29 protein-coding genes and 1 pseudogene are annotated in these 26,752 nt (G+C 68.4%); 22 read left to right on the top strand and 8 right to left on the bottom strand.

The genetic code is table 11. The annotated features are described in order from the left end of the window. Positions 1-47 precede the first annotated feature (47 nt). From B8W69_RS15070 to B8W69_RS15060, 3 genes are read left to right on the top strand one after another with little or no spacing between them, the layout of a single operon-like run. Positions 48-1,142, top strand: a complete 1,095-nt coding sequence (locus tag B8W69_RS15070; protein WP_085290587.1) for a Re/Si-specific NAD(P)(+) transhydrogenase subunit alpha — start codon at positions 48-50, stop codon at positions 1,140-1,142. After that, positions 1,143-1,484: an NAD(P) transhydrogenase subunit alpha part 2 gene (locus B8W69_RS15065; RefSeq protein ID WP_085290586.1), complete on the top strand. Its 342-nt coding sequence runs from the start codon at positions 1,143-1,145 to the stop codon at positions 1,482-1,484. Next, complete coding sequence (locus B8W69_RS15060) at positions 1,481-2,905, top strand: NAD(P)(+) transhydrogenase (Re/Si-specific) subunit beta (protein WP_085290585.1); 1,425 nt, start codon at positions 1,481-1,483, stop codon at positions 2,903-2,905. The genes B8W69_RS15065 and B8W69_RS15060 overlap by 4 nt, the downstream gene beginning before the upstream one ends. Positions 2,906-2,933: 28 nt before the next feature. Here the strand turns inward: B8W69_RS15060 and B8W69_RS29930 are convergent, their stop codons facing one another. Next, positions 2,934-3,059, bottom strand: a complete 126-nt coding sequence (locus tag B8W69_RS29930) for a hypothetical protein (protein ID WP_003874194.1) — start codon at positions 3,057-3,059, stop codon at positions 2,934-2,936. 158 nt (positions 3,060-3,217) lie between these two features. Between B8W69_RS29930 and B8W69_RS15055 the strand changes: the two genes are divergently transcribed. Next, positions 3,218-3,853: a TetR/AcrR family transcriptional regulator gene (locus B8W69_RS15055; protein ID WP_085290584.1), complete on the top strand. Its 636-nt coding sequence runs from the start codon at positions 3,218-3,220 to the stop codon at positions 3,851-3,853. Here the strand turns inward: B8W69_RS15055 and B8W69_RS15050 are convergent. Next, the gene (locus B8W69_RS15050; RefSeq protein WP_085290583.1) at positions 3,850-4,740 is read right to left on the bottom strand and encodes an alpha/beta hydrolase; all 891 of its coding nucleotides are present in this window, start codon (positions 4,738-4,740) and stop codon (positions 3,850-3,852) included. The genes B8W69_RS15055 and B8W69_RS15050 overlap by 4 nt on opposite strands. 114 nt (positions 4,741-4,854) lie before the next feature. Between B8W69_RS15050 and B8W69_RS15045 the strand changes: the two genes are divergently transcribed. From B8W69_RS15045 to B8W69_RS15025, 5 genes are all read left to right on the top strand, one after another. Then, a complete protein-coding gene (locus B8W69_RS15045; RefSeq protein WP_085290582.1) occupies positions 4,855-5,955 on the top strand; it encodes an NAD(P)H-dependent amine dehydrogenase family protein in 1,101 nt (366 codons plus the stop codon). Positions 5,956-5,972: 17 nt separating this feature from the next. Continuing rightward, positions 5,973-6,713, top strand: coding sequence for a glucose 1-dehydrogenase (locus B8W69_RS15040; protein ID WP_007769272.1), 741 nt, complete (start codon positions 5,973-5,975; stop codon positions 6,711-6,713). Positions 6,714-6,963: 250 nt separating this feature from the next. Continuing rightward, a complete protein-coding gene (locus B8W69_RS15035; RefSeq protein ID WP_085290581.1) occupies positions 6,964-7,911 on the top strand; it encodes an aldo/keto reductase in 948 nt (315 codons plus the stop codon). Positions 7,912-7,930: 19 nt separating this feature from the next. Continuing rightward, positions 7,931-8,536 carry a DNA-3-methyladenine glycosylase I gene (locus B8W69_RS15030; protein ID WP_085290678.1) on the top strand — a complete coding sequence of 202 codons (606 nt, stop codon included), beginning with the start codon at positions 7,931-7,933 and terminating at the stop codon, positions 8,534-8,536. 59 nt (positions 8,537-8,595) lie between these two features. Then, entirely contained in the window at positions 8,596-9,936 is a 1,341-nt protein-coding gene (locus B8W69_RS15025) for an FAD-binding oxidoreductase (protein ID WP_085290580.1), read from the top strand. Here the strand turns inward: B8W69_RS15025 and B8W69_RS15020 are convergent. The 4 genes and pseudogenes from B8W69_RS15020 to B8W69_RS15005 all read right to left on the bottom strand — a co-directional run. Further along, positions 9,933-10,478: a TetR/AcrR family transcriptional regulator gene (locus B8W69_RS15020; RefSeq protein WP_065074654.1), complete on the bottom strand. Its 546-nt coding sequence runs from the start codon at positions 10,476-10,478 to the stop codon at positions 9,933-9,935. The two genes, B8W69_RS15025 and B8W69_RS15020, sit on opposite strands and share 4 nt — an antisense overlap. A gap of 52 nt (positions 10,479-10,530) precedes the next feature. Then, complete coding sequence (locus tag B8W69_RS15015; protein WP_085290579.1) at positions 10,531-11,361, bottom strand: thioesterase family protein; 831 nt, start codon at positions 11,359-11,361, stop codon at positions 10,531-10,533. Between the two features lie 15 nt (positions 11,362-11,376). Next, on the bottom strand, positions 11,377-12,204 hold the full coding sequence (locus B8W69_RS15010) for an SMP-30/gluconolactonase/LRE family protein (RefSeq protein WP_085290578.1): 828 nt from the start codon (positions 12,202-12,204) through the stop codon (positions 11,377-11,379). Between the two features lie 133 nt (positions 12,205-12,337). Continuing rightward, positions 12,338-12,466 (bottom strand): annotated as a pseudogene (locus B8W69_RS15005) (SRPBCC family protein); the annotation flags it as partial. Between the two features lie 131 nt (positions 12,467-12,597). Here B8W69_RS15005 and B8W69_RS15000 point away from each other — a divergent pair. Genes B8W69_RS15000 through B8W69_RS14990 form a run of 3 tightly spaced genes read left to right on the top strand, consistent with a single transcriptional unit; the run spans position 12,598 to position 15,609 of the window. After that, positions 12,598-13,488, top strand: a complete 891-nt coding sequence (locus B8W69_RS15000) for an acyl-CoA thioesterase (protein ID WP_085290576.1) — start codon at positions 12,598-12,600, stop codon at positions 13,486-13,488. A 5-nt stretch (positions 13,489-13,493) separates the two neighbouring features. Further along, the gene (locus B8W69_RS14995; RefSeq protein ID WP_085290575.1) at positions 13,494-14,414 is read left to right on the top strand and encodes an LLM class F420-dependent oxidoreductase; all 921 of its coding nucleotides are present in this window, start codon (positions 13,494-13,496) and stop codon (positions 14,412-14,414) included. 19 nt (positions 14,415-14,433) lie between these two features. Then, positions 14,434-15,609 carry an acyl-CoA dehydrogenase family protein gene (locus tag B8W69_RS14990; RefSeq protein ID WP_085290574.1) on the top strand — a complete coding sequence of 392 codons (1,176 nt, stop codon included), beginning with the start codon at positions 14,434-14,436 and terminating at the stop codon, positions 15,607-15,609. Here B8W69_RS14990 and B8W69_RS14985 read toward each other — a convergent pair. Beyond that, entirely contained in the window at positions 15,593-16,279 is a 687-nt protein-coding gene (locus B8W69_RS14985) for a DUF427 domain-containing protein (RefSeq protein ID WP_085290573.1), read from the bottom strand. The genes B8W69_RS14990 and B8W69_RS14985 overlap by 17 nt on opposite strands. A 225-nt stretch (positions 16,280-16,504) precedes the next feature. Between B8W69_RS14985 and B8W69_RS14975 the strand changes: the two genes are divergently transcribed. The 10 genes from B8W69_RS14975 to B8W69_RS14930 all read left to right on the top strand — a co-directional run bounded on the left by B8W69_RS14975 (position 16,505) and on the right by B8W69_RS14930 (position 25,634). Beyond that, positions 16,505-17,674 carry a CaiB/BaiF CoA transferase family protein gene (locus B8W69_RS14975; protein ID WP_085290572.1) on the top strand — a complete coding sequence of 390 codons (1,170 nt, stop codon included), beginning with the start codon at positions 16,505-16,507 and terminating at the stop codon, positions 17,672-17,674. 160 nt (positions 17,675-17,834) lie between these two features. Continuing rightward, a complete protein-coding gene (locus B8W69_RS14970; RefSeq protein ID WP_085290571.1) occupies positions 17,835-18,398 on the top strand; it encodes a hypothetical protein in 564 nt (187 codons plus the stop codon). Positions 18,399-18,401: 3 nt separating this feature from the next. Beyond that, complete coding sequence (locus B8W69_RS14965) at positions 18,402-19,106, top strand: NIPSNAP family protein (RefSeq protein ID WP_085290570.1); 705 nt, start codon at positions 18,402-18,404, stop codon at positions 19,104-19,106. 62 nt (positions 19,107-19,168) lie between these two features. Then, positions 19,169-20,344: a cytochrome P450 gene (locus B8W69_RS14960; RefSeq protein WP_165762620.1), complete on the top strand. Its 1,176-nt coding sequence runs from the start codon at positions 19,169-19,171 to the stop codon at positions 20,342-20,344. Between the two features lies 1 nt (position 20,345). After that, positions 20,346-21,314, top strand: coding sequence for a zinc-binding dehydrogenase (locus B8W69_RS14955; protein ID WP_085290568.1), 969 nt, complete (start codon positions 20,346-20,348; stop codon positions 21,312-21,314). A 7-nt stretch (positions 21,315-21,321) separates the two neighbouring features. Further along, positions 21,322-22,074: an HpcH/HpaI aldolase family protein gene (locus B8W69_RS14950; RefSeq protein WP_085290567.1), complete on the top strand. Its 753-nt coding sequence runs from the start codon at positions 21,322-21,324 to the stop codon at positions 22,072-22,074. Further along, the gene (locus B8W69_RS14945) at positions 22,071-22,481 is read left to right on the top strand and encodes a nuclear transport factor 2 family protein (protein WP_085290566.1); all 411 of its coding nucleotides are present in this window, start codon (positions 22,071-22,073) and stop codon (positions 22,479-22,481) included. The genes B8W69_RS14950 and B8W69_RS14945 overlap by 4 nt, the downstream gene beginning before the upstream one ends. Further along, entirely contained in the window at positions 22,478-23,206 is a 729-nt protein-coding gene (locus tag B8W69_RS14940) for an SDR family NAD(P)-dependent oxidoreductase (protein ID WP_085290565.1), read from the top strand. The genes B8W69_RS14945 and B8W69_RS14940 overlap by 4 nt, the downstream gene beginning before the upstream one ends. Beyond that, on the top strand, positions 23,188-24,699 hold the full coding sequence (locus B8W69_RS14935; protein WP_085290564.1) for a flavin-containing monooxygenase: 1,512 nt from the start codon (positions 23,188-23,190) through the stop codon (positions 24,697-24,699). Before B8W69_RS14940 ends, B8W69_RS14935 begins: the two co-directional genes overlap by 19 nt. Next, complete coding sequence (locus B8W69_RS14930; RefSeq protein WP_085290563.1) at positions 24,696-25,634, top strand: alpha/beta hydrolase; 939 nt, start codon at positions 24,696-24,698, stop codon at positions 25,632-25,634. Before B8W69_RS14935 ends, B8W69_RS14930 begins: the two co-directional genes overlap by 4 nt. On the opposite strand, the gene B8W69_RS14925 is transcribed toward B8W69_RS14930, so the two are convergent. Next, on the bottom strand, positions 25,631-26,743 hold the full coding sequence (locus B8W69_RS14925; RefSeq protein ID WP_085290676.1) for an alcohol dehydrogenase catalytic domain-containing protein: 1,113 nt from the start codon (positions 26,741-26,743) through the stop codon (positions 25,631-25,633). The two genes, B8W69_RS14930 and B8W69_RS14925, sit on opposite strands and share 4 nt — an antisense overlap. Positions 26,744-26,752: the final 9 nt, after the last annotated feature.

Genomic DNA, 26,752 nt, shown 5'->3' with positions numbered 1-26,752 from the left:
ATCGGCAGGGACAGTACGGGAAAGTACGGAAAGTAGATGTACGCGCCATGACAAATGCGCAGACGACGGTAGGAGTGGTCGCCGAATCCGGCGCCGACGAGCGGCGGGTCGCGCTGGTGCCGAAGGCGGTCGCGTCGCTGGTAGGCAGTGGCGTGGCGGTGGTGGTCGAGTCCGGTGCGGGCGAACGGGCTCTGCTGCCCGACGCGCTCTACACCGAGGCCGGTGCCAGCATCGGGGACGCGTGGGGCGCCGAGGTGGTGGTCAAGGTCGCGCCGCCGACCCAGGCCGAAGTCGCCAAGCTGCGCAGCGGCCAGACGCTGATCGGTTTCCTCGCGCCGCGCAACGCCGAGAACTCGATCGGCGCCCTGAAGCAGGCCGGCGTGCAGGCGTTCGCGCTCGAGGCCATCCCGCGGATCTCCCGCGCCCAGGCGATGGACGCGCTGTCGTCGCAGGGCAACGTATCCGGCTACAAGGCCGTGCTGCTGGCGGCTTCGGAGTCCACCCGCTTCTTCCCGATGCTGACGACAGCGGCCGGCACCGTGAAGCCCGCGACCGTGTTGGTGCTCGGCGTCGGCGTGGCCGGGCTGCAGGCGCTGGCGACGGCCAAGCGGCTGGGCGCGCGCACCACCGGCTACGACGTCCGCCCCGAGGTGGCCGACCAGGTGCGCTCGGTGGGCGCGCAGTGGCTCGACATCGGCATCGACGCCTCCGGCGAGGGCGGCTACGCCCGTGAGCTCACCGACGAGGAGCGCGCCCAGCAGCAGAAGGCTCTGGAAAAGGCGATCAGCGGATTCGACGTCGTGATCACCACGGCGCTGGTCCCGGGGCGTCCAGCGCCGCGTCTGGTCACCGCGGCCGCGGTGGAGGCGATGAAGCCCGGCAGTGTGGTGGTGGACCTGGCCGGCGAGACCGGGGGCAACTGCGAGCTCACCGAGCCCGGGCAGACCGTCGTCAAGCACGACGTCACCATCGCCTCGCCGCTGAACCTCCCGGCCACCATGCCCGAGCACGCCAGCGAGCTCTACAGCAAGAACATCACCGCACTGCTGGACCTGCTGCTCACCGACGGCAAGCTGGCCCCCGACTTCGACGACGAGGTCGTCGCGGACTCGTGTGTGACCCGCGACCGAGAGGACTCCTAGATGTACGACGAACTTTTAGCGAACCTCGCGATCCTGGTGCTGTCCGGGTTCGTCGGGTTCGCGGTCATTTCCAAGGTGCCCAACACGCTGCACACGCCGCTGATGTCGGGCACCAACGCCATCCACGGCATCGTGGTACTGGGCGCGCTGGTGGTGTTCGGCTCGGTCGAGCATCCCTCGCTGGCGGTGCAGATCATCCTGTTCGTCGCGGTGGTGTTCGGAACCCTGAACGTCATCGGCGGTTTCATCGTCACCGACCGGATGCTGGGCATGTTCAAGGGCAAGAAGAAACCGGTATCGGCCGCTAAGGCCGAGAAGACAGAGGAGCCGGCGGCCAAATGAACTACTTGGTAATCGGCCTCTACATCATTTCCTTCGCCCTCTTCATCTACGGCCTGATGGGCCTGACCGGGCCCAAGACGGCGGTGCGAGGCAACCTGATCGCCGCGGTCGGTATGGCCCTCGCGGTGGCGGCGACCCTGATCAAGATCCGTCACACCGACCAGTGGCTGCTGATCATCGCCGGCCTGGTGGTGGGCGTGCTGCTCGGCGTCCCGCCGGCCCGCTACACCAAGATGACCGCGATGCCGCAGCTGGTGGCGTTCTTCAACGGCGTCGGCGGTGGCACGGTGGCGCTGATCGCGCTCTCGGAATTCATTGAGACGAGCGGCTTTTCGGCTTTCCAGCACGGCGAGTCACCGACCGTGCACATCGTGGTGGCGTCGCTGTTCGCCGCGATCATCGGCTCGATCTCGTTCTGGGGATCCATCATCGCGTTCGGCAAGCTGCAGGAAATCATCTCCGGCTCGCCGATCGGCTTCGGTAGGGCGCAGCAGCCGATCAACCTGCTGCTGCTGGCCGCCGCCGTGGCCGCCGCGGTGGTGATCGGGCTGCACGCGCATCCAGGTAGCGGCGGCGCGTCGCTGTGGTGGATGGTCGGGCTACTGGCCGCCGCGGGTGTGCTGGGCCTGATGGTGGTGCTGCCCATCGGTGGCGCCGACATGCCCGTGGTCATCTCGCTGCTGAACGCGATGACCGGGCTCTCGGCCGCGGCCGCGGGCCTGGCGCTGAACAACACCGCGATGATCGTGGCCGGCATGATCGTCGGCGCGTCCGGTTCGATCCTGACCAACCTGATGGCCAAGGCGATGAACCGCTCGATCCCGGCGATCGTCGCCGGCGGCTTCGGCGGGGGCGGGATCGCCCCGAGCGGCGGCGACGCCGGCGACAAGACCGTCAAGGCCACCTCGGCCGCCGACGCCGCGATCCAGATGGCCTACGCCAACCAGGTGATCGTGGTGCCCGGCTACGGCCTGGCCGTCGCGCAGGCCCAGCACGCCGTGAAGGACATGGCGGCCCTGTTGGAGAACAAGGGCGTCACGGTGAAGTACGCGATTCACCCGGTGGCGGGCCGGATGCCCGGGCACATGAACGTGTTGCTGGCCGAGGCCGAGGTCGACTACGACGCCATGAAGGACATGGACGACATCAACGACGAATTCGGCCGCACCGACGTCGCGATCGTCATCGGCGCCAACGACGTCACCAACCCGGCGGCGCGCAACGACGCGTCCAGCCCGATCTACGGCATGCCGATCCTCAACGTCGACAAGGCCAAGTCGGTGATTGTGCTCAAGCGGTCGATGAACTCCGGCTTCGCCGGCATCGACAACCCGCTTTTCTACGGCGAGGGCACCAGCATGCTGTTCGGCGACGCGAAGAAATCGGTGACGGCGGTCGCCGAGGAACTCAAGGCGCTGTAGCGACGAAAAGCGCCTCTGCGCTGGGAGTTTAGACGGGCGGGTACGCCGGCGGCGGGTACCCGTTCCCGTCGGTGACTCCGCGCAATCCCCAGGTCAGGTACCGCATGAAGAACTCGATCTCGTCGCTTCCGTCGTAATCCGGACTCGGATCCATCGGCCCCACCTCTCGACTCATCTCGTTCGATGAGGAGTCTAGTCGCACACGGCTGCACGTGACACCCGGCGTTTTGCATAAACTGTCCAACCAGTTGATTGATAGCTATTCTGGCCGAACCGGCCCTGGCCTGGCCATACCGACGATAGTGAGAACAGATGCCCACCGACAGCGTCACTCCGAATGGGCTGACCCGGCGCGAAGAGCTGCTGAAGGTCGCGACGAAGCTGTTTGCGGCGCGCGGCTATCACGGCACCCGGATGGACGACGTGGCGGACGTGATCGGGCTGAACAAGGCGACCGTCTATCACTACTACGCCAGCAAGTCGCTGATCCTGTTCGACATCTACCGTCAGGCCGCCGAGGGCACCCTGGCCGCCGTGCACGACGACCCGTCCTGGACGGCGCGCGAGGCGCTCTACCAGTACACGGTTCGCCTGCTCACCGGCATCGCCAGCGATCCGGAACGGGCCGCGGTGTACTTCCAGGAGCAGCCGTACATCACCGAATGGTTCACCAGCGAGCAGGTCGCCGAGGTCCGTGAGAAGGAAGCCCAGGTCTACCACCACGTGCACGGCCTGATCGACCGCGGAATCGCCAACGGCGAGTTCTACCAATGCGACTCGCACGTGCTGGCGCTGGGCTACATCGGCATGACGCTGGGCAGCTACCGCTGGTTGCGGCCCAGCGGCCGGCGCTCGGCCAAGGAGATCGCCGCCGAGTTCAGCACCGCGCTGCTGCGCGGACTGATCCGCGACGAAGCCATCCGCACGACGTCGCCGCTGGGGCCTTAACCGCGCAGGTGCTTGTCGAGGAACGCGAGCTGGTCGGCGACGACACGGTCGAAGGCGTCGTCGACGTAGATCGCGAAATGACCCTCGGGATACAGCCTGACCTCGCCGCGGGGCGCCTTGGCCGCGTGGCGCAGCGTCGCCCCCGCGGGGGCCACTGAGTCGGCCTCGCACACGCAGAACAGGATCGGGCAGGAGATCTGGGGCGTGGAACGGCCCGGGCGATAGCTGAAGATTTGTAACGCGATTCGGGCGGCGACCTCGTTGCGGAAGTCGAGCCCGTCGGGCACCAGCCGCAAATAGCCCGCATACGCGTCGGGCGTGTTCATCAACGCGACCTCGCCGGGCTTGCCGGCCGTCGCGACCATTACCGGCGGCCGGCCCCGCTGGCGCGCGAGCAGATCGCGCACCACCCGCGCGGTGATGCGCGCGGCGATCAACGGGTTGGTGATGGTGCGCGCCGAGGCGAGGCCGTCGGTAAACGGACATTGGACGACGGCCGCGGCGATGCCCGGCAGCCGGGCTGCCGTGGCGATCACGTGGCCGCCGGCAAAAGAGGTGCCCCACAAGGCGATCCGTTCGGGGTCGATCCCCGGGATGGTGCGGGCGTAGCCGACGGCCGCGGCCCAGTCGGCGAGCTGCATGCCGACGTCGAGCACCTGACGCGGCCGGCCCGCGCTGTCGCCGAAGTTACGGTAGTCGAACACCAGGCAGGCGTAGCCGGCCGCACTGAAACGCTCCGCGTACGCGTCCAGGCGCATGCCGCGCACCGCGCCCAGGCCGTGCGCCATCACCAGCAGTGGTGCGGGCCCGTCGCCCGGCGGCCGGTAGAGCCAGGCGCTGATCAGGTCGTCGCCGGAGGCGAACCGAAGGTCTTCGCGTGGTGCCATCAGCGATTGATTCTGCCCCCGCGGGCCCCGTGTCGTCGGGTAGGTATGCTGCCCAAAATTTATGGACTACTGTCTAGAAAAGTTGTCCAGGGTTTTACAGGGACGGAGACTCTCATGGCGATCCGCGTCGCGCACGTCGGTACCGGGAATGTCGGAGGCCTGGCGCTCGCCGAACTCATCACCAACCCCCAGTTCGAGCTGACCGGGGTGTGCGTGTCCACTCCGGAAAAGATGGGCAAGGACGCCGGCGAGCTGTGCGGCGTCGGCCTGGACACCGGTGTCGTCACCGGCGTCACGGCCGTCAACGACCTGGACGCGATCATCGCCGCCAAGCCCGACTGCGTCGTCTACTGTGCGATGGGCGACACCCGGCTGCCCGAGGCGATGGCCGATGTCATGCGCATCCTGACCGCCGGCATCAACGTCGTCGGCTCGTCGCCGGGCCTGCTGCAGTACCCGTGGGGCGTCATGCCCGAGAAGTACATCGCCCGCGTGGAAGACGCTGCCAGGCAAGGCAATTCCAGCATCTTTATCAGCGGTGTCGACCCGGGATTCGCCAACGACCTGATCCCGTTCGCGCTCGCCGGCACCTGTCAGCGCATCGAGCAGGTGCGCTGCATGGAGATTCACGACTACGCGTCGTACAACGGGACCGAGGTCATGGACTACATGGGGTTCGCCAAGCCCATGGACGAAATCCCGATGCTGCTGCAGCCGGGCATCCTCAGCATCGCCTGGGGCACCGCGATCCGTCAGCTGGCGGCCGGCCTCGGCATCGAGGTCGACGAGATCACCGAGTCCTACCAGCGCGAGCCGGCGCCCGAAGATTTCGACATCGCGATCGGCCACGTGGCCAAGGGCACCGTCGCCGTGCTGCAGTTCGAGATCCGCGGCATGGTCAAGGGTCACCCCGCCATCGTCATCGAGCACGTCACCCGGTTGCGGCCGGACCTGCGCCCCGACCTGCCACAACCCGCCTCCGGCGACGGCTCGTACCGCGTCGAGATCACCGGCGAGCCGTCGTACGCGGTCGACATCATCCCGAGCAGCCGCAAGGGCGACCACAACCACGCGGCGATCGCGGGCGCCGCGGGCCGCGTCGTCAACGCCATCCCCGCCGTGATCGCGGCGCCGCCGGGCATCCGGACCACACTTGACTTGCCGCTGGTAACGGGCAAAGGCCTTTACGCACCAAGCACTTTGGTGACCACCTAAATCGAAAGGAGACCCACGTGGGTCGGGTAGACGGCAAGGTAGCGCTGATCAGTGGTGGCGCCGGCGGCATGGGAGCCGAAGACGCGCGGCTGCTGGTCGAGGAGGGCGCCAAGGTCGTGATCGGCGACATCCTGGACGACCAGGGCAAGGCGCTGGCCGACGAGATCGGCGACTCCGCGCGCTACGTGCACCTCGACGTCACCCAGCCCGACCAGTGGGACGCCGCCGTCGCCACCGCGGTCGGCGAATTCGGCAAGCTCAACGTGCTGGTCAACAACGCCGGAACCGTCGCGCTCGGCCCGCTGAAGAGCTTCGATCTGGCCAAGTGGCAGAAGGTGATTGACGTCAACCTGACCGGGACATTCCTAGGCATGCGGGCCTCGGTCGAGCCGATGATCGCCGCCGGGGGCGGCTCGATCATCAACGTGTCGTCCATCGAGGGCCTGCGCGGCGCGCCCATGGTGCACCCCTACGTCGCGTCCAAGTGGGGCGTGCGCGGCCTGGCGAAGTCGGCGGCACTGGAGCTGGCTCCGCACAATATCCGGGTCAACTCGGTGCACCCGGGGTTCATCCGCACCCCGATGACCGCGCACCTGCCCGAGGACATGGTGACCATTCCGCTCGGGCGTCCAGGCGAGGTCCGGGAAGTCGCCACCTTCGTGCTCTTCCTCGCCAGCGACGAGTCGTCCTATTCCACCGGCAGCGAGTACGTGATGGACGGCGGCCTGGTCACCGACGTGAATCACAAGGAGTTCTAGGGCGCCGAGTTCTCGATGGCTGCTTTCCCGTTCCTTTCCTCGCTTTCGCTCGCCGGAGGGAATGTTGCTGTCGCCCGCCTCCGAGCGACAACGGCCGGGGTGCCAGTCGCTCCGGGTCGCTGCCGTAAGTAACCAGTAGTCGCTCAGAGGCGGACAACTATGCATATGCCCGAGCAACGGGCTCTCGGCAAGCCGACGATGGCTGACCGGTCATATGATTTGACCGAATCCATTCGAGGAGCCCACGAAAATGGCATCCATCATCAACCCCAATCAGCAAACAATTGCCCTGAACGACGGCCGCGGTCACCTTCCGGCGCTCGGGTTTGGCACGTCGCTCTCCGATAACACCAAGACGCGCGATGCCGTCAAGACCGCGGTCGAGGTGGGTTTCCGCCACCTCGATGCAGCCGAGCGGTACCGCAATGAAGCCGAGGTCGGTGCGGCCCTCAAGGAGCTGTTCGCCTCCGGAACGGTGCGCCGCGAAGAGCTGTTCGTGACCACCAAGCTGTGGAACAACAACCATCGCCCTGAACGCGTGAAGCCCGCGCTGCGGGCGAGCCTGGGCAGGCTCGGGCTAGACGCGGTCGACCTATATCTGGTGCACACCCCGTTCGCGTTCCAGCCTGGCGATGACCAAGACCCCCGCGACATCCACGGAGCGGTCGTCTACGACGACGGGGTCACGTTGGAGGAGACCTGGGCCGCAATGGAAGCCCTTGTGGATGACGGGCTTACGCGAGCGATAGGCCTGTCGGACATCGACGTCGAAGGCGCCCGGAAAATCGTCGACACCGCCCGCATCAAGCCGGCAGTCGTGGAGGTCGAGTCGCACCCGTACCACCCGCAATGGGAACTCCATGGATTGCGGGAAACCGACGGGATCATCCTCTTGGCGTTTGCCTCGCTGGGACACGCGCTGGAACCGCGGCTGCTCGATGACCCGCTTGTCGTCTCGATCGCCCGACGCGTTGAAAAGACGCCTGCGCAAGTGCTTTTGGCCTGGGGAATCCAGCGCGGCACCGCAGTTCTCACGGGATCCGTCACACCGTCACGCATCCGCGAGAACTTCGATGTGACCGCGCTTCCCGAGGACGCGATCCAAGAGATCAACGAGCGTCTCGAGACTCGGTACCGGTTCAATTCCGTTGTAGACGCGGGACAACCGGGTTTCGCCGAGGTGCCCAAGGGTAGTTGAGGGCCGCGACGTGAAGGCCATGGCCGGCGTGGATGTGCCAGCACACCTACCGACCGTGGTGGCCGGTGCCGACGGCGTCGTCCGGTGTCGCTGGGCCAGCGAGACGGGCCGCGATCTGATCGCCTACCACGACGACGAGTGGGGCAAGCCGACCCGCGACGAGGCCGAGCTGTTCGAGGTATTGGTGCTGACCTATTTCGAGAACGGCCTGTCCTGGGGGACCGTCTTCGACAAGCGGGACAACCTGCGCGCCGCGTTTCACGGGTTCGACCCGGCCGCGGTGGCCGCGATGACCGACGGCGACGTCGAGCGAATGATGGCCGATACCTCCATCATTCGCAATCGGCGAAAGATCGAGGCGACGCTGCACAACGCTCGCCTGCTGATCGAACACTCGCTGGCGCGCCTGGCCTGGAAACATCAACCGCGTCAACACCACCGGTTGCGGAGCTGGGCCGACGGTCGGATGACCAGTCCGGAGTCCGACCAGCTTGCCCGCGCGTTGCGGCAGGCGGGATTTCGTCATGTCGGCCCCGTCGTCGCCCACTCGTTCATGCAGACCGTGGGGATCGAGAACGGCCATTTCGAAGGGTGTTTCCGCGCGGTGCCGCCACCGCGGGACTGAAGCCGCACAATTCGCGGCCGGTGTGAGCGACCCGCGTGGGCGGTGCTATAACCGCGATCATGCTGCGCAGTCTGGCGAGCCTGGTCGGGTCGAACCACGTCGTCACCGACCCCGATGTGCTGGCGGCGCGCAGCGTCGACCACACCGGCCGGTACCGGGGCAAGGCGAGCGCGCTGGTGCGGCCGGGCTCGGCCGAGCAGGTCGCCGAGGTGCTGCGGGTGTGCCGGGACGCCGGGGCGCACGTGACAGTGCAGGGCGGCCGGACCTCGCTGGTGGCCGGCACCGTTCCCGAGCACGACGACGTGTTGTTGTCCACCGAGCGGCTGCACGCCGTCGGTGACCTCGACACCGTGGAGCGCCGCGTCGAGGTCGGCGCCGGCGCGACCCTGGCCGCGGTGCAACGGGCCGCGGGCGCGGCCGGTTTGGTGTTCGGCGTGGATCTGGCGGCCCGCGACACCGCGACCGTCGGCGGCATGGCATCGACGAACGCCGGCGGCCTGCGCACGGTCCGCTACGGCAACATGGGCGAACAGGTGGTCGGCGTGCAGGTGGCCCTGCCCGACGGCACGCTGCTACGCCGGCACAGCCGGGTGCGCCGGGACAACACCGGCTACGACCTGCCGGCGCTGTTCGTGGGCGCCGAGGGCACCCTGGGCGTCATCACCGAGCTGGACCTGCGGCTGCACGCCACCCCGCCGCACCGGGTGACGGCGATCTGCGGGTTCGCCGACCTGGAGGCGCTGGTGGCCGCCGGGCGCACCTTCCGCGACGTGGACGGCATCGCCGCCCTGGAATTGATCGACGGCCGGGCCGCCGCGCTGACCCAGGAGCACCGCGGCGTCGGCGCCCCGGTCACCGGCGAGTGGCTGCTGCTGGTGGAACTGGCCGCCGATCACGACCAGACCGGGCGGCTGGCCGAGCTGCTCGACGACGTGCCGATGCGCGCCGATCCCGCGGTCGGCGTGGATCTTGCTGCACAGCAACGGTTGTGGCAGGTCCGCGAATCGCTGGCCGAGGTGCTAGGCGTGTACGGGCCCCCGCTGAAGTTCGATGTCTCGCTGCCGCTGTCGGCGATCAGCGAATTCGAAAGGCACGCAGTCGCTTTGGTTCACACGCATGCCCCCGACGCGCTGCCGGTGCTGTTCGGTCACATCGGTGAGGGCAACCTGCACCTGAACGTGTTGCGCTGCCCGGCCGACCGCGAGCGGGTGCTATACGAGCCGATGATGGACCTCATCGCGCGATCCGGCGGCAACGTCAGCTCCGAACACGGCGTCGGCAGCCGCAAACGGCCCTACCTCGCCATGTCCCGCGGGCCCGCCGACATCGCCGCGATGCGGACGGTCAAGGCCGCGCTGGACCCGACGGGCTATCTCAACGCCGCGGTGTTGTTCGACTAGCCGGCCTTGATTCCCACCGCGTGCCGCAGCTGCGCCAAAAATTGTTCAGCGTCATCGCTTCGCACGATGTAGTGCGAGATCGCAATCCGGATGACCGTCGCCGCCTTGACCGCCGCGTTGGGCCCGGGCAGGTGGCGCTGCAGGCCCTCGCGCATCTGCGGGATGACCCAGGAGAACTGGGCGATGGTGTGCTCGGGCTCGACGTCGACCATGCGCACCCCGGAGTACGAATGCTGGTACTCGACGATGAACCGCAGCACGGCGTCGAGCTTGTCCACGCCCTTCAGCCCCGCGGTGGCCTTCACCAGACCGCTTTCGAAGATCTGGCGCTCGTAGGCCGAAAAGGCCGACAGCAGTTCCTCTTTGGAGGCGAACCAGCGGTACAGCGTCGGGCGGGAGACGCCCGCCTGGGTTGCGACGTCGGACAGGCTGAGCTTGGTCTTGCCGTTGCGGCCGAGCACCTCGGCGGTGGCCGCCAGGATGCGCTGGCGCGTCGAGGTGTCGGTTTCGGCGATCGTCGTCGCCCGGGCCGGCTGGCTCATGAGTCAAACTTTACGAAGTGTCGGCGAGGTGTCATGGTCATTCGCTCCCACGTTAGGCCCGAGGCGGGCGCCGGCGCACCAGCACCGACTGCTGGATGGCGCCGACCGCGCCCTGCTCGTCGAACAACGTGCCGATGGTCGTCCCGATGCCGTCCGGCCCGTAGCTGGTCTCCGCCCGAATGCCGATCCAGTCGCCGTCGGGAACACGAAATACGTGCACAGTCAGATCGGTGTTGAGGAAGGTCCATTTGGTGATGTCGAGCTTGCTGCCGATGCCGTTGGCGCAGTCGGCCACCGCGAACAGCCGTTCCAGCTGCGTCATGGATTCGCCGTTGACCAGGTCGACGGTCGGGTTGATCCACGATTCGCCGGGCCCCTCGCTGAGCGGTTCGGTCAGCCACAGCCACTCCAGGCTGTGCACATAATTGCGGTCCCAGTCCCGCGCCTTGAGGTTGCGGTTGAAGGCCTCGGCGCGTGGCCGGGGGAGTGGCGCCGGCGCGTGCGCGATCGGTTCCGTGTCCTGGTGCTGCAACCGCCACCCGCTGGCGCGCGCCACCGGTCGCGGGGTGCCGTCGGGGCCGGGGGCCAGCATCTCCGCGCTGAGCAGCTCGATCTGCTTGCCCGGGCGTTGCACCTCGGCGCGCACCCACAGATCGCCCTCGGCCGGCACCCCGCCCAACAGGTCGATGACGACCCGGGACAGGCGCGTGTCGTCGCGCTGCTCGCACCGCTCCAGCGCCCGGACCAGCAGCGCCGACACCGGACCGCCGTGCTGGATGGCCGCCGACCAGGTACCGCGCGCCAGATCGGTCGCCCGGAACTTCTCGCCCAACCCGGCGGCGTCACCTGTCGAGTCGATCAGCTCGTAATAGGCGTCGGTCATTGTCAACCTCTCGGGTCAGGGCAGGCCGGCGCCGGGAGTGGTCACCGTGACGGCATCCAGCCGGGAAAGCCGGGTGCCGACCAGGCGCTGAGGATAGGCCTCCGTGCTCGACAGCAGGAACAGGGTGCGGCGCTGCGGACCGCCGAGGGCGCACGCGACCGCGACCCGGTCACCCATGTCGATGCGGTCGGTCACGGTGCCGCCCGCCACGATCCGCTCGAACTGATGGGCCAGCGTCATCGACGCCCACACCCCACCCTCGGCGTCGAGCGCGATGCCGTCGGGCGGGCCGTCCAGGCCGTCGGCGAAAACCCGGCGGTCGGACAGTGCGCCGTCGTCGGTGATGGAAAACGCGCTCAGCCGCCGGCCCGTCGATTCGGCGACGATCAGCGTCTTGCGATCCGGGGTGATCGCCATGCCGTTGGGGAAGTCGAGGTCTCGGGCCACGATAGTGGCACTGGTCGCACTGTCGTCGGGGTCCAGACGAAGGATGACCCCACCGCTGAGGGCCTGGCAGCCGATGTAGGCACGGCCCGCGTCGTCGATGACCATGTCGCCGAGGCTGGCCGGCGCCAGGTCGGCGAGATCGGCGATGGTGGCTACGGTTTCGCCGTCATAGCGCAGCACCTGCCGGTCCTCGGTCGAGGCGATGAGCAGCGACCCGTCGGGCCGGAAGCCCAGACCCGACGGCGAATGACCGGGCAGCGGCAGCGTGGTCAGCGAGCCACCCATGGTCGCGGTGTGGACGGCCTCGCCCAGCATGTCGGAGAACCACAGCAGGCCCTCGAACCAGCGCGGGCCCTCGCCGAAGCAGAATCCATTGGCCACCGGCTCGGGAATCATTCGTCCCCGCCTTCGGCAAATCGGTCCGCTTTACAAAACACCGAAAAAGTGTCATGCACCGCGGGTGCCGGTGTCAATCTGCCGATCGGGCGAGCTCCCGCGCCACGGCCTCGTGGTAGGCGTCGATCTTGGCCGGATTGGCCTGGAGAAAGAGCTGACCGGGGTACGTCTTGGTCCAGTTCCGCGGGTTGGTCACGAAGTCGTACACCGTCTCGGCGGACTGCGTGAACGCGGTCTCCGAAGTGGTGCTCACGATGCCCAATGGTGTTGCCTCCCTGTGCGTTCCGCCGTCCCGTCGATCGGCGGGGCCGCCGTCTTGTTAGCCGATCTTTACAAATCCTACTCAAAGTGTCACGCTGAGCGCTGAGTCGCGAGCGCGAGAGGTGGAGTGGGTTGACGAAGGCTTCTGAAGAATCCGCGCAGACCGAATGGACCGTGCAGGGCCTGCTGGATCTGTTCGACGTGCGGGCCGACGGGGACGATCGGTTCACCGGCGACACCGGCATCGCAGTAGGCGATGAACGCCAGGTGGTGGAGGGCACCCAGGTGCTCGCGCAGGCGATCGTCGCGGTGGCGAAGCGATTCCCCGACAAGTCGGTGCGCTCGGCGCACGCCGTGTTCTCCCGTGCCGTCGTCGTCGGCCCGCCGATCGAACTCGTCGTCGACGTCGTGTCCGAAGGCCGGTCCACCGCTACGGCGGTGGTCGCCGTGCACCAGAACGGCCGGCGCTGCCTGAGCATCACCGTGCTGGCCGACGTCCCGACCGACGATGTCATCCGCCACCACCTGCCCCGCCCCGAGGTGGCCGCCCCGGCGGACGCCAACCACTCGCCGATGCCCATGGTGGGCCGCGAGCTGCGCCTGGTCGACGTCGTCGACGTCAACAGCCCCGACGAGGTCGGCCCGCCGGAGCTCTACGCGTGGCTGCACTACGACCCGATCCCGACCCGCGACGAATTGGCCAAGGCACTGCTCGCGTACTTCACCGGCCATCTGGGCATCTCCACCACGATGCGGGCGCACGAGGGCATCGGCACCGCCCAGGCGCACCTGACCGTGTCGACCGCACCGATGAGCATCTCCGTCGCGTTCCACGAACCGGTGGACTGGACCGGGTGGCTGCTCTACACGCACGAGAGCACCCAGGTCGGCGCGGGCATGTCATACGTGCGCGGCACCGTGCACTCGGAAGAGGGTGAGCTGCTGGCCTCCTTCGCCCAGGAGGCGCTGATCCGCCCGCTGCGCACCAGCGACACCGCGATCGACTCGCGCGCGCGGTTCTAACGGCCATGCGGTTCACCATCACCCACCCGATGCACAGTCATCCGTACAACCCGGAGCTGGTGAGCGGGGACGGTATCGGCAAGGTGGCCGCGGCGGCCGAGGCGGCCGGGATTCACGGTTTCGGCTTCACCGATCACCCGGCGCCCTCGCAGCGATGGCTGGAGGCCGGCGGCCACGACGCGTTGGACCCTTTTGTCGCCTTGGGTTTCGCGGCGGCCACGACGTCCACGCTGCGGCTGATCCCCAACATCGTGGTGCTGCCGTACCGAAACCCGTTCGTGGTGGCCAAGTCCGGCGCCACCCTCGACCTGCTCTCCGGTGGTCGATTCACGCTCGCGGTGGGCGTGGGCTACCTCAAGCGCGAGTTCGCGGCACTCGGGGTGAGCTTCGACGAGCGCGCCGAGCTGTTCGAGGAATCCCTCCAGGTGATCCGGGCCATCTGGACCGGCGACGATATCTCCTTTGAAGGCAAACATTTCAACGCGCGTGGCATCACCGCGCATCCCCGGCCGGTGAGCGATCCGCATCCGCCGATCTGGATCGGCGGCAATACGTCGTCATCACGGCAGCGCGTCGCCCGGTACGGCGACGGCTGGTGTCCGTTCCCCGCGCCCCCGCAGCTGGCCCAGACGGCCGGCACCGCCGTCATCGACTCCGTGCAGAAGCTCGCCGGCGGCATCGACGATCTGCGGCGCAGATGCGATGCGGCGCTGCGGGATTGGTCTGGAATCGACATCACCTTCACCAACTTCGAGGGCGGCAACCCCGCGAGCGACGACTTCAACCCCGACGCCTACCTCGAGGGCCTGGACAAGCTGGCGAAGCTGGGCGTGACGTGGGTCAGCATCCATCTACCCGGCGACAGCATCACGCACGCGCTCGAGACGCTCGACCGGTTCCGTACCCTGGTCGTCGACGCGGCCTAGTTGGATCACAGACGTTCTCATGGACTTCTCCCGTGTGGTGCTCTCGCCCGATGATCAGGACTTCTTTGACCAGACCCGGGCGTTCATCGCGAAACACGTCACCGACGAGGTGCGGCGCCGTGATCGAGAGACCGGCGAAAACTTCAGTGAGCAAGTGCATTTGGCGCTGGGCGAAGAGGGCTACCTGACGTCGGACTACAAGCTGGAGTCCGAAGGGGGATTCAACCCGGTGCGCCGGCGAATCTTCCACCTCGAGGTCGGGCGCGCGCACACGCCGTGGTTCCACTGGGGCACCACGGCGGTCGTCGCGCGGTTGGTGAAGCAATTCGGGGCGGCCGAACTCGCCGACGCGATCCTGCCGGGCGTGCTGTCCGGGGAGATCCGGCTCTGCCTGGGCTACACGGAGCCAGAAGGCGGCTCCGACGTCGCCACCTGCAAGACCCGCGCCGTGCGGGACGGATCGGGCTGGGTGATCAACGGCTCCAAGATGTTCACCTCGAACGCGCAGAACGCCGAGTACGTCTTCCTGCTGACCAACACCGATCCGCAGGGACGCAAACACAAGAACCTGACCATGTTTCTGGTGCCGCTGGATTCCGACGGCATCGAGATCCAGGGCATCCGCACGGTGGACGGTGACCGCACCAACATCGTGTACTACAGCGACGTGCGGGTCGATGACCTCTACCGGATCGGTGAGGTCAACGGCGGCTGGACGGTGATGCGGTTCGCCCTCGACGCCGAGCATGGCATTACCGATCCCGAAGACCATGGACTGCAGAACATTTCGATGCTGTCGGAGCACGGCCACCTGATGGCCGAGGCGGCCGACGGGGTCGCGGCGGTCCTGGCCACGCCCGATGCGGCCGGTCGGCGCCCGATCGACGACGACGCCACGAAATACCGGCTCGGGCGCAGCATGGCCCGCATCGAGGCGGCCATGTCCACTCCGGGAATGTACGGGCGGGTGGCGCTCATCCAGACAATGCGTGAGGTCACCCAGGAATTGATGGACCTGCTGGGGACGGCATCGGCATTGCCCACCGACACAACGGGTTCCGCGGACGACGGCGCCATCGAGTTCATCTTCCGGCACGGCGTGCCGGCTGGCATCTACGGCGGCACCATGGAGGTGTTCCGCAACATGATCGCCCAGCACGAGCTGGGTCTGGGGCGTCCTAGCTACGGCCGCTGACCGGCAGCTCGGCCGTCATCTCCACGCGGGTGTCGTCGAAGCTGAGGAATCCCCTGATGGGCAGGCTTTCCGGCGGCGGGCCGGGATAGCACCACGCGACGTCGGAGACGACATCATCGCCCGAGTCGAACGACCAATACGTCGCGAAACCCTTGTAATTGCAGTAACTCTCCGTCTCGGAGCGCCGCAACAGATCGGTGCGCACGTGTGCCGGATCGACGTAGAGCCGTGGGGCGAGCGCGGTCTCGAACACGATCACCGTGTCGTCGGTGTCCACCAGCGTGGTGTCGGCGACGCGGACGCGCAGGCGGCGTTGGGTCGGACGGCAATCGACGCGGTGATAAGGGTTGGGCGGGTAGTGCACGAGCCTGCGCCCCTCTTCGAGCCAGGTGTCGACCGCGTCCCAGGGCACCTGGACGAAACCGGGTGCCTCGGGTTCCGGCTCGCTGGGTAGGTCGCCGACCTCGTCGGCCGCGAAGGCGTAGCTGAGCGGCCGGCCGCGCCGGTGCACCATCAGCGCCCGTTCGGTGTCGATCACCACGCGGCCGTCCTTGACGGCCTGCACGCGCCGGGGGTGCGGTTCGACGTACACGACATCGTCGGGTATCGGGGGCGAGAAGCGCCCCGCGGGATCGCTGCTGAGCGGACCGCGCCCGGCCACCAGAGTCATGCGTTCCTCCCGGTTGCTTGCCCTCCACCCAATCACGTGCGGCGCCCGGATGGGGCGGCGCGTCGGATCCGGATGTCGGCGGAGCGCTTTCCCGGTGCGCCGGTGTCGGTGGTCACGCGCACCCGACGGCACCTCCGCGGTGCGCGAGCCGCGCGTGACGAGCTGAGGCCGCACCGCCGGGGGGAGCCGTGCGCCCCGGCGCGCCGACAGGGTAGGAACTTATCCATGGCGGGACCGGTAGCAGGCGTCAAAGTCGTCGAACTCGGGGTCTGGGTGGCCGGACCGGCCGCCGGCGGCATCCTGGCGGACTGGGGCGCCGACGTGATCAAAATCGAACCGCCTACCGGTGATCCGGCGCGCATGTTCGGCCGGATGCTGGGTTGCGATCTGGGCGTCAATCCGCCGTTCGAGATGGACAACCGGTCCAAGCGCAGCGTCGTGCTGGACCTGGGAACCGACGAGGGCCGCGGCACCGCGTTCGAATTGCTCACCGACGCAGACGTTTTCCTGACCAATGTGCGCCCCGGCGCGCTGCGGCGCCTCGGCCTGGACTTCGAGACGGTGTCGGCCGCCAACCCGCGGCTGGTCTACGGGCTCATCACCGGGTACGGCGAAGATGGACCCGACGCCGACCGGGCCGCGTTCGACGTCGCCGCGTTCTGGTCCCGGGCCGGGGTGGCCCACCTGCTCACCCGGCCCGGCGACACGCCCCCGTTTCAGCGCGGCGGGATGGGCGACCACTCCGCCGGGATGACGATGGCCGCGGCCGTGTGCGCGGCCCTGCTCGCGCGCGAACGCACCGGGACGGGCCAGCTGGTGACCACCTCGCTCTACCGGCAGGGCGCCTACACCGTGAGCTTCGACCTCAACACCTATCTGATGAGCGGCCAGCCGATCGCGATCGGCCAGCGCGAAACGATGGGCAACCCGTGCATGAACAACTACGCCGCGGCCGACGGGCGGCGGTTCTGGATCGTCGGCCTGGAGCCCGAGCGGCACTGGCCGGCGCTGTGCCGTGCGGTGGGCCGGCCCGAGTGGCGCGACGACCCCCGGTTCGCCGATGCCCGCGCCCGGGCCGTCAACTCGACCGTGCTGATCGCCGAGCTGGACGAAATCTTCGCGACGCGGCCGCTCGACGAGTGGGCGCAGGTCTTCGCCGGCGAACCGGATTTCTTCTGGTCGCCGATCAACACGCTGGAGGACGTCGTCGCCGACGAACAGTTCCACGCCGCGGGCGGCATCGTCGACGTCCCCGACGGCGACGCCGCCGTGCCGATGGTGGCCACACCCGCGGATTTCCATGGGACGCCGTGGGCTCCGCGTTCTCCGGCACCGGAACTCGGGCAGCACACCGCGGAAGTCCTGGCCGACCTCGAAGCGCGCCGCGGGTCCTGACGGGCCGCCGAGGACCTTTACAAATTTCGCCAGAAGTGTCACGCTGTCCGGTGAGCCGCATCGCCCGACGCGTGACGCGGCTCCAGCCCTTGAAAAGCCCATGACAAGCGCTTGAGACCCGCCGGCCGATCGGCAGCGGGTGGTGGTGAGGAATGGATCGATGGTCGCTCCGACGTTCGACATCAGCAAGACCGGCGCCGCGAAAGCAACCCGCGCGAACGGCGAGGGTCTGCGTTACCGGCTCGACGTCGTCGCGGCCAACGCCGTCGATGTCGTGCGATCCGCCGGCGGCTGGCTCTACGACCGGGCCATGGCCGGCTGGGAAGTGACCGTGCTGCTGCCGCGGGGCTGCGACACCCGGTCGCTGCGGATCCTGGGGGTGCGGGCAGCCGACCTCGAGACCGAACTCGCCGGGCTGGGAACGGGCTCGACCAGCCTGGCCGTCAGCGCCGAGGTCTTCACCGCCGACGCCCGGGTGCGCGACGCCGTGCTCGAGTCGCTGGACAACCGGCTGATCGAGGTCGCGTTGTGGGGTGAGGGATGGCCCCTGGGCGTGAACCGCGCGACGACCCGGGCGCAGCACCTGCTCAGCGGCGCGGCTCGCATGTTCAAGGGCTATGCGCTTGCGGCGGCGGGCATTCCGGGCGCGACCGTCGATGCCACCGAGACGCTGCTGTGCGACGTGGGCTCGGGCGCCGACTCAGAGCTGATCCGGCTCGACTAGCCCATGAAGAAATACTTCGGCCACACACTGCTCTACTTGCACGAGACGATCTCGCTGGGGACCGGGCGAAGCGACCGCTTCACCGAAATCTTCACCGACACGTATCAGCCGATGATGGAACAGCTCGGCGCCCGGCTGTTTGCGATCTGGGAATCCACGCCGTACAACGGTCACTGGCCGCAGGTGACGGTCATCTGGGAGATCGACGGCTTCGCCGACTACGCCAGGATCGGCGCCGCGCAGGCCCGCGGCGGCAGCCACGAGGCCTCGTCCGGCAAATGGTCGGCGTTCCTGGCCGACATCGGCGCCTCGGGGGAGGGCCGCATCATGTACCCCGGCCCCAGCAACAAGACGCTGGCCCAGCTTCGCGACGCGAATTTCACTGCGCCGCTGGTGATTCAAGAGATCATGCAGACCAAGCCCGGGCGTCAGGACGACTACATCCGCGAACTGGAGCGGCTCTACGTTCCGTGGTCGGAACGCACCGGTAAGCGCTGGCTAGGTTCGTTCACTACGACCTTCCGCTACAACGAAGTCGTCCACTACTGGGCGCTGGACGGCGGCTGGGACTGTTTCGCCGAACACTATCCGTCCTGGAAGGAGAGCCCACCGGCCGAGATCGTCACATGGATGAGCGTGGCTCCCGCGTTACGCGACGGTTGGGAGGACTCCATTCTGCAGGCCCTCCCGCCATCGCCACTGCAATGACGGAGTGACGAAACCCCGTGAACACGACCGACTTCCATTACGATCCCTTCGACGCGGCGGTGATGGCGAATCCGTTGCCGTATTACCGAACCCTGCGCGACCACCATCCGGTGTACTACATGCCGCAGTGGGACACCTTCGCGCTGTCGCGCTTCGACGACATCTGGACGGTGCTGGAGGTCAACAACGGCACGTTCGTCGCCTCGGAAGGCACGCTGCCACCGGCATCGGTTCTCGCGCAACACAACAGCGGCCCCGTCGACGACCCGCCGCTGCACCCGCTGCCGTTTCACGCCATGTTCGACGCGGACCTGTACGGCGAGATCCGGCGCACCCACTCCCGCCCGTTCCGGCCGCGGTCTGTCACGGACCTGGAGGGCCGGATCCGCACGCTGGCCAACGAACGCCTCGACGCCCTGATCCCGGGCGGTACGTTCGATTTGACCCAGGACTACGGTGGCATCGTGGTGGCCGCCATCGTCTGCGAATTATGTGGTATACCAGCAGATCTCGCGCCGCGGGTTCTCGCCACGGTCAACGCCGGCAGCCTCGCACAGCCCGGCGAAGGCGTGGACACCGGCCAAGCGCGGCCCAACTACTTCGAATATCTGCTGCCCGCGGTACAGCGCCGCCGCGCCGATCCGTCCGGGGGACCGCTCGACGTCGTTGATGGCCTGCTCGGCTATCACCTGCCCGATGGCAGCGCGCTCGACGACATGGAAGTCGCGACCCAGATGCTGTGCATCTTCATCGGTGGGACCGAGACGGTGCCCAAAATCGTCGCGCACGGGCTCTGGGAGCTCAGCCGGCGGCCCGACCAACTGGCCGCCGTGCGCGCCGACCTGGACAACAACGTCCTCGTCGCGCGCGACGAGATGATCCGATTCTGTGCGCCGGCGCAATGGTTCGCCCGAACGGTGCGCAAGCCCTTCGCGATTCACGGCCAGACCCTGAATCCGGGCCAGCGCGTCATCACCTTGCTCGCCTCGGCCAACCGCGACGAGCGGGAATACCCCGAGCCCGACGAATTCATCTGGGACAGGCCCATCCGCCGCTCCCTGGCGTTCGGCCGCGGCCAGCACTTCTGCATCGGATACCACCTGGCACGGCTGGAAGTGGCTGTGCTGCTGCAGGAGTGGCTGCGCCGCGTGCCGGATTACGCGATCCAGGCTGAAATGGCAACCCGGCTGCCGTCCAGCTTCCAGTGGGGCTGGAACAGCATTCCGGTGGAGGTCTGACGTGTGGTCCCACCGGATCATCGCCCCGTACCTGTTCGAGCGCAACACGATTGACGACAAGACTCCCGAGTGCCTGGCCGATGGGCAGGTGCTGCTGCGGTTCTTGGCCGCGGGTGTCTGTGGCAGCGATCTGCCGGCCTTTCGCGGTGCCAGGGGGCGGATCCCCGGCGACGACGGCCGAAGCGGACCCGAGAAGGACGGCTTCCCCATCCACGAGGTCGCCGGCGAGGTGATCGCCAGTCGGCACCCCGCACACCGCCCCGGCGATCACGTGGTCGGCTGGGCGTCGGGATTCGACGGCCTGATGGAACGCATCGTCAGCAACGGTGACGGGCTGGCGCCGTACGATCCGGCGCTGACCCCCGCCCAGGCGGTCGGCCTGCAACCACTGGCCTGCGTCCTCTACGCCTGCGAGCAGCTCGGTGACCTGGCCGGCCGGCACGTCGCAATCATCGGCCAGGGATCGATCGGCCTGTTGTTCTCCTACGTCGCCACGGCGGCGGGCGCGCGGCGGGTCACCGGGGTCGACCCGATCGATCGCCACCATCTGGCAAGGGCTTTCGGCGTCGACGACCCGGTGCGCGCCACCAGCGACCGCTGGGTGAGCCAGCTCGGACCCGGCGACCGCGCGGACGTCGTCATCGAGGCCGTCGGCCACCAGGTCGCCACCCTGAACCACGCCATCGACGCCGCCGCCCCCGGCGGCACCGTATTCTACTTCGGCGTCGCCGACGACGAGATGTATCCGATCAGCATGCGGACGATGCTGCGCAACAACCTCACCCTGAAATCCGGTGTGACGCTGGACCGCCGACGCATGCTGGAGCTCGCCGGCAAGTTCACCGCCGAGCACCCCTGGCTGTTGGGCGCCTACCTCACCCACACGTTCGGCACCGACGGAGTGCAGGACGCCTTCGAGCTGGCCTGCCGGCCGGACCCCGAACGCATCAAGATCGCGATCGCGGAATGAGACGATCATGACTTCGCCGAGCAACCTGCAGCAGGCGCTGAGCCGCAAGGCCCCGATCTTCGGCGGCTGGGTCACCGGCCCGACGGAGCTGGGCCCCGAGGAATTCGCCTGCGCCGGTTACGATTACGTCGGTCTCGACGCCCAACACGGCTATCTCGACGACGCCGACATCGCCCGCATCTTGCGCCGCACCGAGCACGTGCCCGTTGGCACCGTGGTGCGCCTGCCCAACGCCGGTGCGGCGCCGATCGGACGGGCGCTGGACGCAGGTGCCGACGCCGTCGTCATCGCGATGATCGAGTCGGCGGACCAGGCCGCCGCCGCGGTGGCCGCCCCCCGCTCCCCGCCGAGGGGCGTGCGCAGCTTCGGCCCGCTGCGCGCCAGCCTCGGACACGACCCCGCCGCCCACGAGTCACGAGTCGGCGTGTTCGCGATGATCGAGACCGCGGCCGCGCTGGCCGGTATCCACGAGATCTGCGCCGTCGACGGACTCACCGGAATCTACGTCGGCCCGGCCGATCTCGCCATTTCACTCGGGGCCGGCGTCGTCGGCGCCACCCGGCATCCCGATGTGCTGGACGCGATCGTGCGCATTCATCGGGCGGCGTCGGACGCGGGCCTGGTCACCGGCATTCACGCCGGGGACGGCAAGACGGGTCACGCCATGGCGCAGCTGGGGTTCGGCATGATCACCCTGGCCGCAGAGTCACAGGCGCTGCGACGCGGCGCCGCGGAGCACCTGCGTGAGGCGACGCGATGACGGGCGACGCCCGCGACGATGAGGCCGCGATCCGCGAACTGCTCGCCGGATACGCCCTGGCGCTTGACGTCGGCGACGTCGACGAGTGCGTGCAGCTGTTCGCGCCCGACGGCGAATTTCTGGTCTACGGCAAGACCTTCGCCGGCCATGAAGAAATCGCGGGCATGTTCCGCGCCGCGGCCCGCGGCCTGCACCTGAACGGCAGCGCGCGGATCGAGGTCGTCGGGGAGCGGGCCACCGCCAGATCGCAGGTGCTGTTCGTCCGCGCGGGAGACCTGCAGCTGCGGCCCGCGATCTACGACGACGAACTGGCCCACACCAGCGGGCAGTGGCGCTTTGCGCGGCGCCGCTGCCGCTTCGTCACCAGCGCCGGCTTGGCCAACAGCCCCGAGGTGAATCCAGCATGAACCAACGCGTAGCACTGGTGACCGGCGCCGCCGGGGGACAGGGCCTAGCCATCGCCAACCGCCTGCGCGGCAAGGGATTCTCGGTGGCCGCCTGCGATCGGCGAATCGACGAACTCCGCGCCGCGGTCGGTGGAGCAGGCGACGACGGCCTGATCGCCCTCGAGCTCGACGTCACCTCGCCGGAGCAGTGGGACTCCGTGGTCGCGGAGGTCGTCGGGCGCTTCGGGTCGCTGAGCGCGCTGGTCAACTGCGCCGGCGTGCTGCATCGGGCGTCGCTGACCGAGGAGACGACCGACGGTTTCGAAACCGCCTGGCGCGTCAACTGTCTGGGCCCGTTCCTCGGCATGCGCGCGGCGCTGGAACAACTACGGAAGGCGTCGAACGCGTCGGTCGTCAACATCTGCAGCACCGGTGCGATCCGTCCCTTCCCGCAGCACAGCGCCTACGGGTCGTCCAAGTGGGCGCTGCGCGGACTGACCCAGACCGTCGCCGCCGAACTCGCACCCTCCGGCATCCGGGTCAATGCCGTCTTCCCCGGGCCGATCGCCACCTCGATGCTCGACGAGGTGGCCCAGGCGCGGCTGGCCGAGGCGTCGATGTTCGGGCGGATCGGCGAGGCCGGTGAAGTCGCCGACGCCGTGGCCTTTTTGGTCTCCGACGAGGCGTCGTTCATCACGGGCTCCGAACTCATCATCGACGGTGGGCAATGCCTGCAGATCCGATGAGCGTCGGCATCATCGGTGCCGGGCCCGGCGGGCTGGCGCTGGGAATCATGCTGTCACGGGCCGGTTTTGACCGGTTCACCATCTTCGACAGGGAGGACGGCGTCGGGGGCACCTGGCGAATCAACACCTATCCGGGCCTGGCGTGCGACGTCAAATCGCACCTCTACTCCTATTCGTTCGACCTGAACGCCGACTGGTCACGGCTGTGGTCGGGGCAGCCCGAGATCCTGGACTACTTCCAGCGCTGCGCCGACAAGTACGGCCTGCGGCCACACCTGCGGCTACGCACCGAAATCACAGCGGCGCGATGGGATCCGGACGGCCAGCTGTGGTGCCTGACCACCGCATCGGGCGAGCAGCACCACTTCAACGTCGTCGTGTCGGCGGTCGGGCTGTTCACCCGGCCGCTGCTTCCCGACCTCATCGAAGAAGAGCCTTTTGCCGGGACGGTGATGCACTCGGCGCGCTGGGATCACTCGATACCGTTGGAAGGCAGGCGGATCGCCGTGCTGGGCACCGGTTCGACGGCCTCCCAGCTGATCCCCGAGCTGGCGAAGGTCGCCGACAAGGTGTATTCGGTGCAACGGTCGCCGACCTGGATCCTGCCGAAGCCGGACCGGCACTACACGCGGCACGAACGCTGGCTGTTCGCGCACCTCCCGTTGGCCAAAAAGCTCTACCGGGCCCGGCTGTGGCTACGCAGCGAATCGAACATTGCGGTGATCGAGCACGGCAGCGAAAAGACCGAGCAATTCAAGGCCGTCGCGCTCGGACTCCTCGAGAAGACGGTTGACGACGAGGAATTGCGCCGTAAGCTCACCCCGGAGCACCCGATGGGCTGCAAGCGGCTGGTGTTCTCCTCGGACTACCTGTCCGCACTGACCAGGCCCAACGTCGAAGTGGTGACCAGCCCGGCGCGCGCCCTGCGCGGCCGATCCCTGGTAACCGACGACGGCACCGAACGCGAGGTGGACCTGGTGGTCTGCGCCACCGGCTATGCCGCGGCCGACTATCTCGCAGAACTGGACGTGTCCGGCGAAGGGGGAATGACCCTGCGGGAGGTGTGGCAAGACGGGGCGCACGCCTACCTCGGCATGGCCGTGCCGGGATTCCCCAACTTCTTCATGCTGTACGGACCCAACACCAATGTCGGCTCCAACAGCGTCATCTTCATCCTCGAGGCGCAGGCACGCTACATCGTGCGGGCACTGAAATACCTGCGGCGCAGGGGCAAGCGCTACGTCGCTGTGCGGCCCGCCGCGCTGGCCGACTTCGTCGCCAAGATCGATCGATGGATGGTGGGCACCGTCTGGACCACCCAGTGCAGCAGCTACTTCCGCGCGCCCAACGGCCGCGTGGTCACCCAGTGGCCGCGCAGCGCGCGGGCCTTCTGGAACATGACGCGCAGGTTCACCCCGACCGACTTCCTCTTCACCGCGCCCATCAGGCCGGCGCCCGACGCGGTCACCGCGCCGGAGCGGGGCGCGCGGTGACGGGGCTGGACGGCGCCGATCGCCTGGACCCCGCGCTGCGTGAGGTCGCGACGACGCGCACCGACTTCTCGCTGGCCGCAATCCAACTCACCCGGGAACCGTTCAACGAACGCCGCCGACAGACCGCCGAGCAGACCGATGCGCGCGGGTTCCGGATCGTCGAGGGCAGCGTGCCGACGGACTCCGCTGACGTCGGGGTGCGCATCTATCGTGGTGGGCCCGCGGGCCCGGCGCCTGCCGTGGTGTTCTGCCACGCCGGCGGATTCGCACTGGGCAACCTCGATACCGATCACGTGCAATGCGTGGAGCTTGCGCGCCGCGGCCGCTGCACCGTGGTGTCGGTCGACTACCGGCTCGCCCCCGAACATCCTCATCCGGCGGCCCTGGAGGACGCCGACGCCGTGTTGCGCTGGGTGGCCGCGAATGCGGTTGAGCTCGAGGTGGATCCGGCGCGGCTGGCGGTCGCGGGCAGCAGCGCCGGCGCCACCCTGGCCGCGTGCCTGGCGCAGCGGGCCACCGACGGCGCGGCGCCGCCGGTGGTGTTCCAGTTGCTGCACCAACCGGTGCTCGACGACCGGGCCACCCCGTCCAAGGCGGAGTTCCGCGCCAGCCCGGCGTTCGACGGTGAGGGCGCCGAGCTGATGTGGCGCCACTACCTGGGCCCGGCCGGCGCATCCGCATCCGCGGTGCCCGCCCGGCGCGGCGAATTCGCCGGACTACCACCGGCTTTGATCACCTGCGCGGAGGTCGACCCGTTTCGGGACGAGGCGGTCGACTACGCGCTGCGGCTACTGCGCGCCGGGGCCTCCGCCGAGCTGCACGTCTTCGCGCGCGCCTGTCACGGGTTCGACTCGCTGTTGCCGGATTGGGTGGGCTCGCAACGACTGTTCGCGCTGCAGGGCCACGTCCTGGCCGGCGCGTTGCACAACGACTAACCGTCGAACCTGATCAGCTGCCGCACGGCGGTGCCGTCGGCCAGGTTGTCCATCGCCTCGTTGATACCCTCCAACGGAATCGTCGACGACACCAGCGATTCCACCGGCAACCGCCCGGACTGCCACAGCTCGACGAAACGAGGAATGTCCCGGCTGGGTACCGCCGAGCCGAGGTAGCTGCCGATCAACGACCGGCCCTCGGCCACAAAACCCAACGGTGACACGCTGATTCGCGCGGCGGGCGGCGGCAGACCCACGGTGATGGTCCGCCCCCCTGGCGCGGTCAAGCCGATCGAGGTCTCCAGCGCGGCCGGATGACCGACGGCCTCGACCACCACCGCGGCCTTCACCCCGGCATCCGCGGCCTGCTGCGGCGTGTAGGCGTCATGGGCGCCCAGGCGGCGTGCGGCCGCCAACTTCTCCGGCAGCTGGTCGACGGCCACGACGCGCACGTCGTCGTAGGTCAGCGCGGTGAGCAGCGCCGCCATCCCGACACCCCCGAGCCCGACGACGGCGACGGTCTGGCCGGGCCGCGGATGCCCCACGTTGAGCACGGCGCCACCACCGGTGAGCACCGCGCAGCCCAGCAGCGCGGCGACGTCGGGCGGCACGTCGCCGGGCACCGCGACCGCGCTGGCCCGATTGACGACCGCGTGCGTCGCGAAGCCCGAGACGCCGAGATGGTGAAACACCGGGTGCCCGGCCCGGCTGAGCCGAATGTCGCCGCCGAGCAAGGTGCCTGCGCCGTTCGCCGCACTGCCGGGTTCACACGGCGTTAGGCCGTCGGTGGCGCACGCCGCGCAATGGCCGCACCGCGGCAAGAACACCAGCACTACCCGCTGACCCACGGCCAGGTCGTCGACGCCTTCGCCGACCCGCTCGACGATCCCGGCGGCCTCGTGGCCGAGCAACATCGGCACCGGCCGCACCCTGTTCCCGTCGACCACCGACAGGTCGGAGTGGCAGACACCGGCCGCCTCGACGCGGACCAGGACTTCGTCGCGCCCCGGGGGCGCCAGGTCGAGTTCGGTGATGGCGATGGGCCGCGACTGCGCGTAGGGCCGAGGTGACCCGATGTGCTCCAGTACGGCGCCCCGGATTGAAGGCATGTTGGAATA

This window comes from Mycolicibacterium vulneris, assembly GCF_002104765.1.
GTDB lineage: Bacteria > Actinomycetota > Actinomycetes > Mycobacteriales > Mycobacteriaceae > Mycobacterium > Mycobacterium vulneris.
This window is presented reverse-complemented; position numbering and strand designations above follow the sequence as displayed.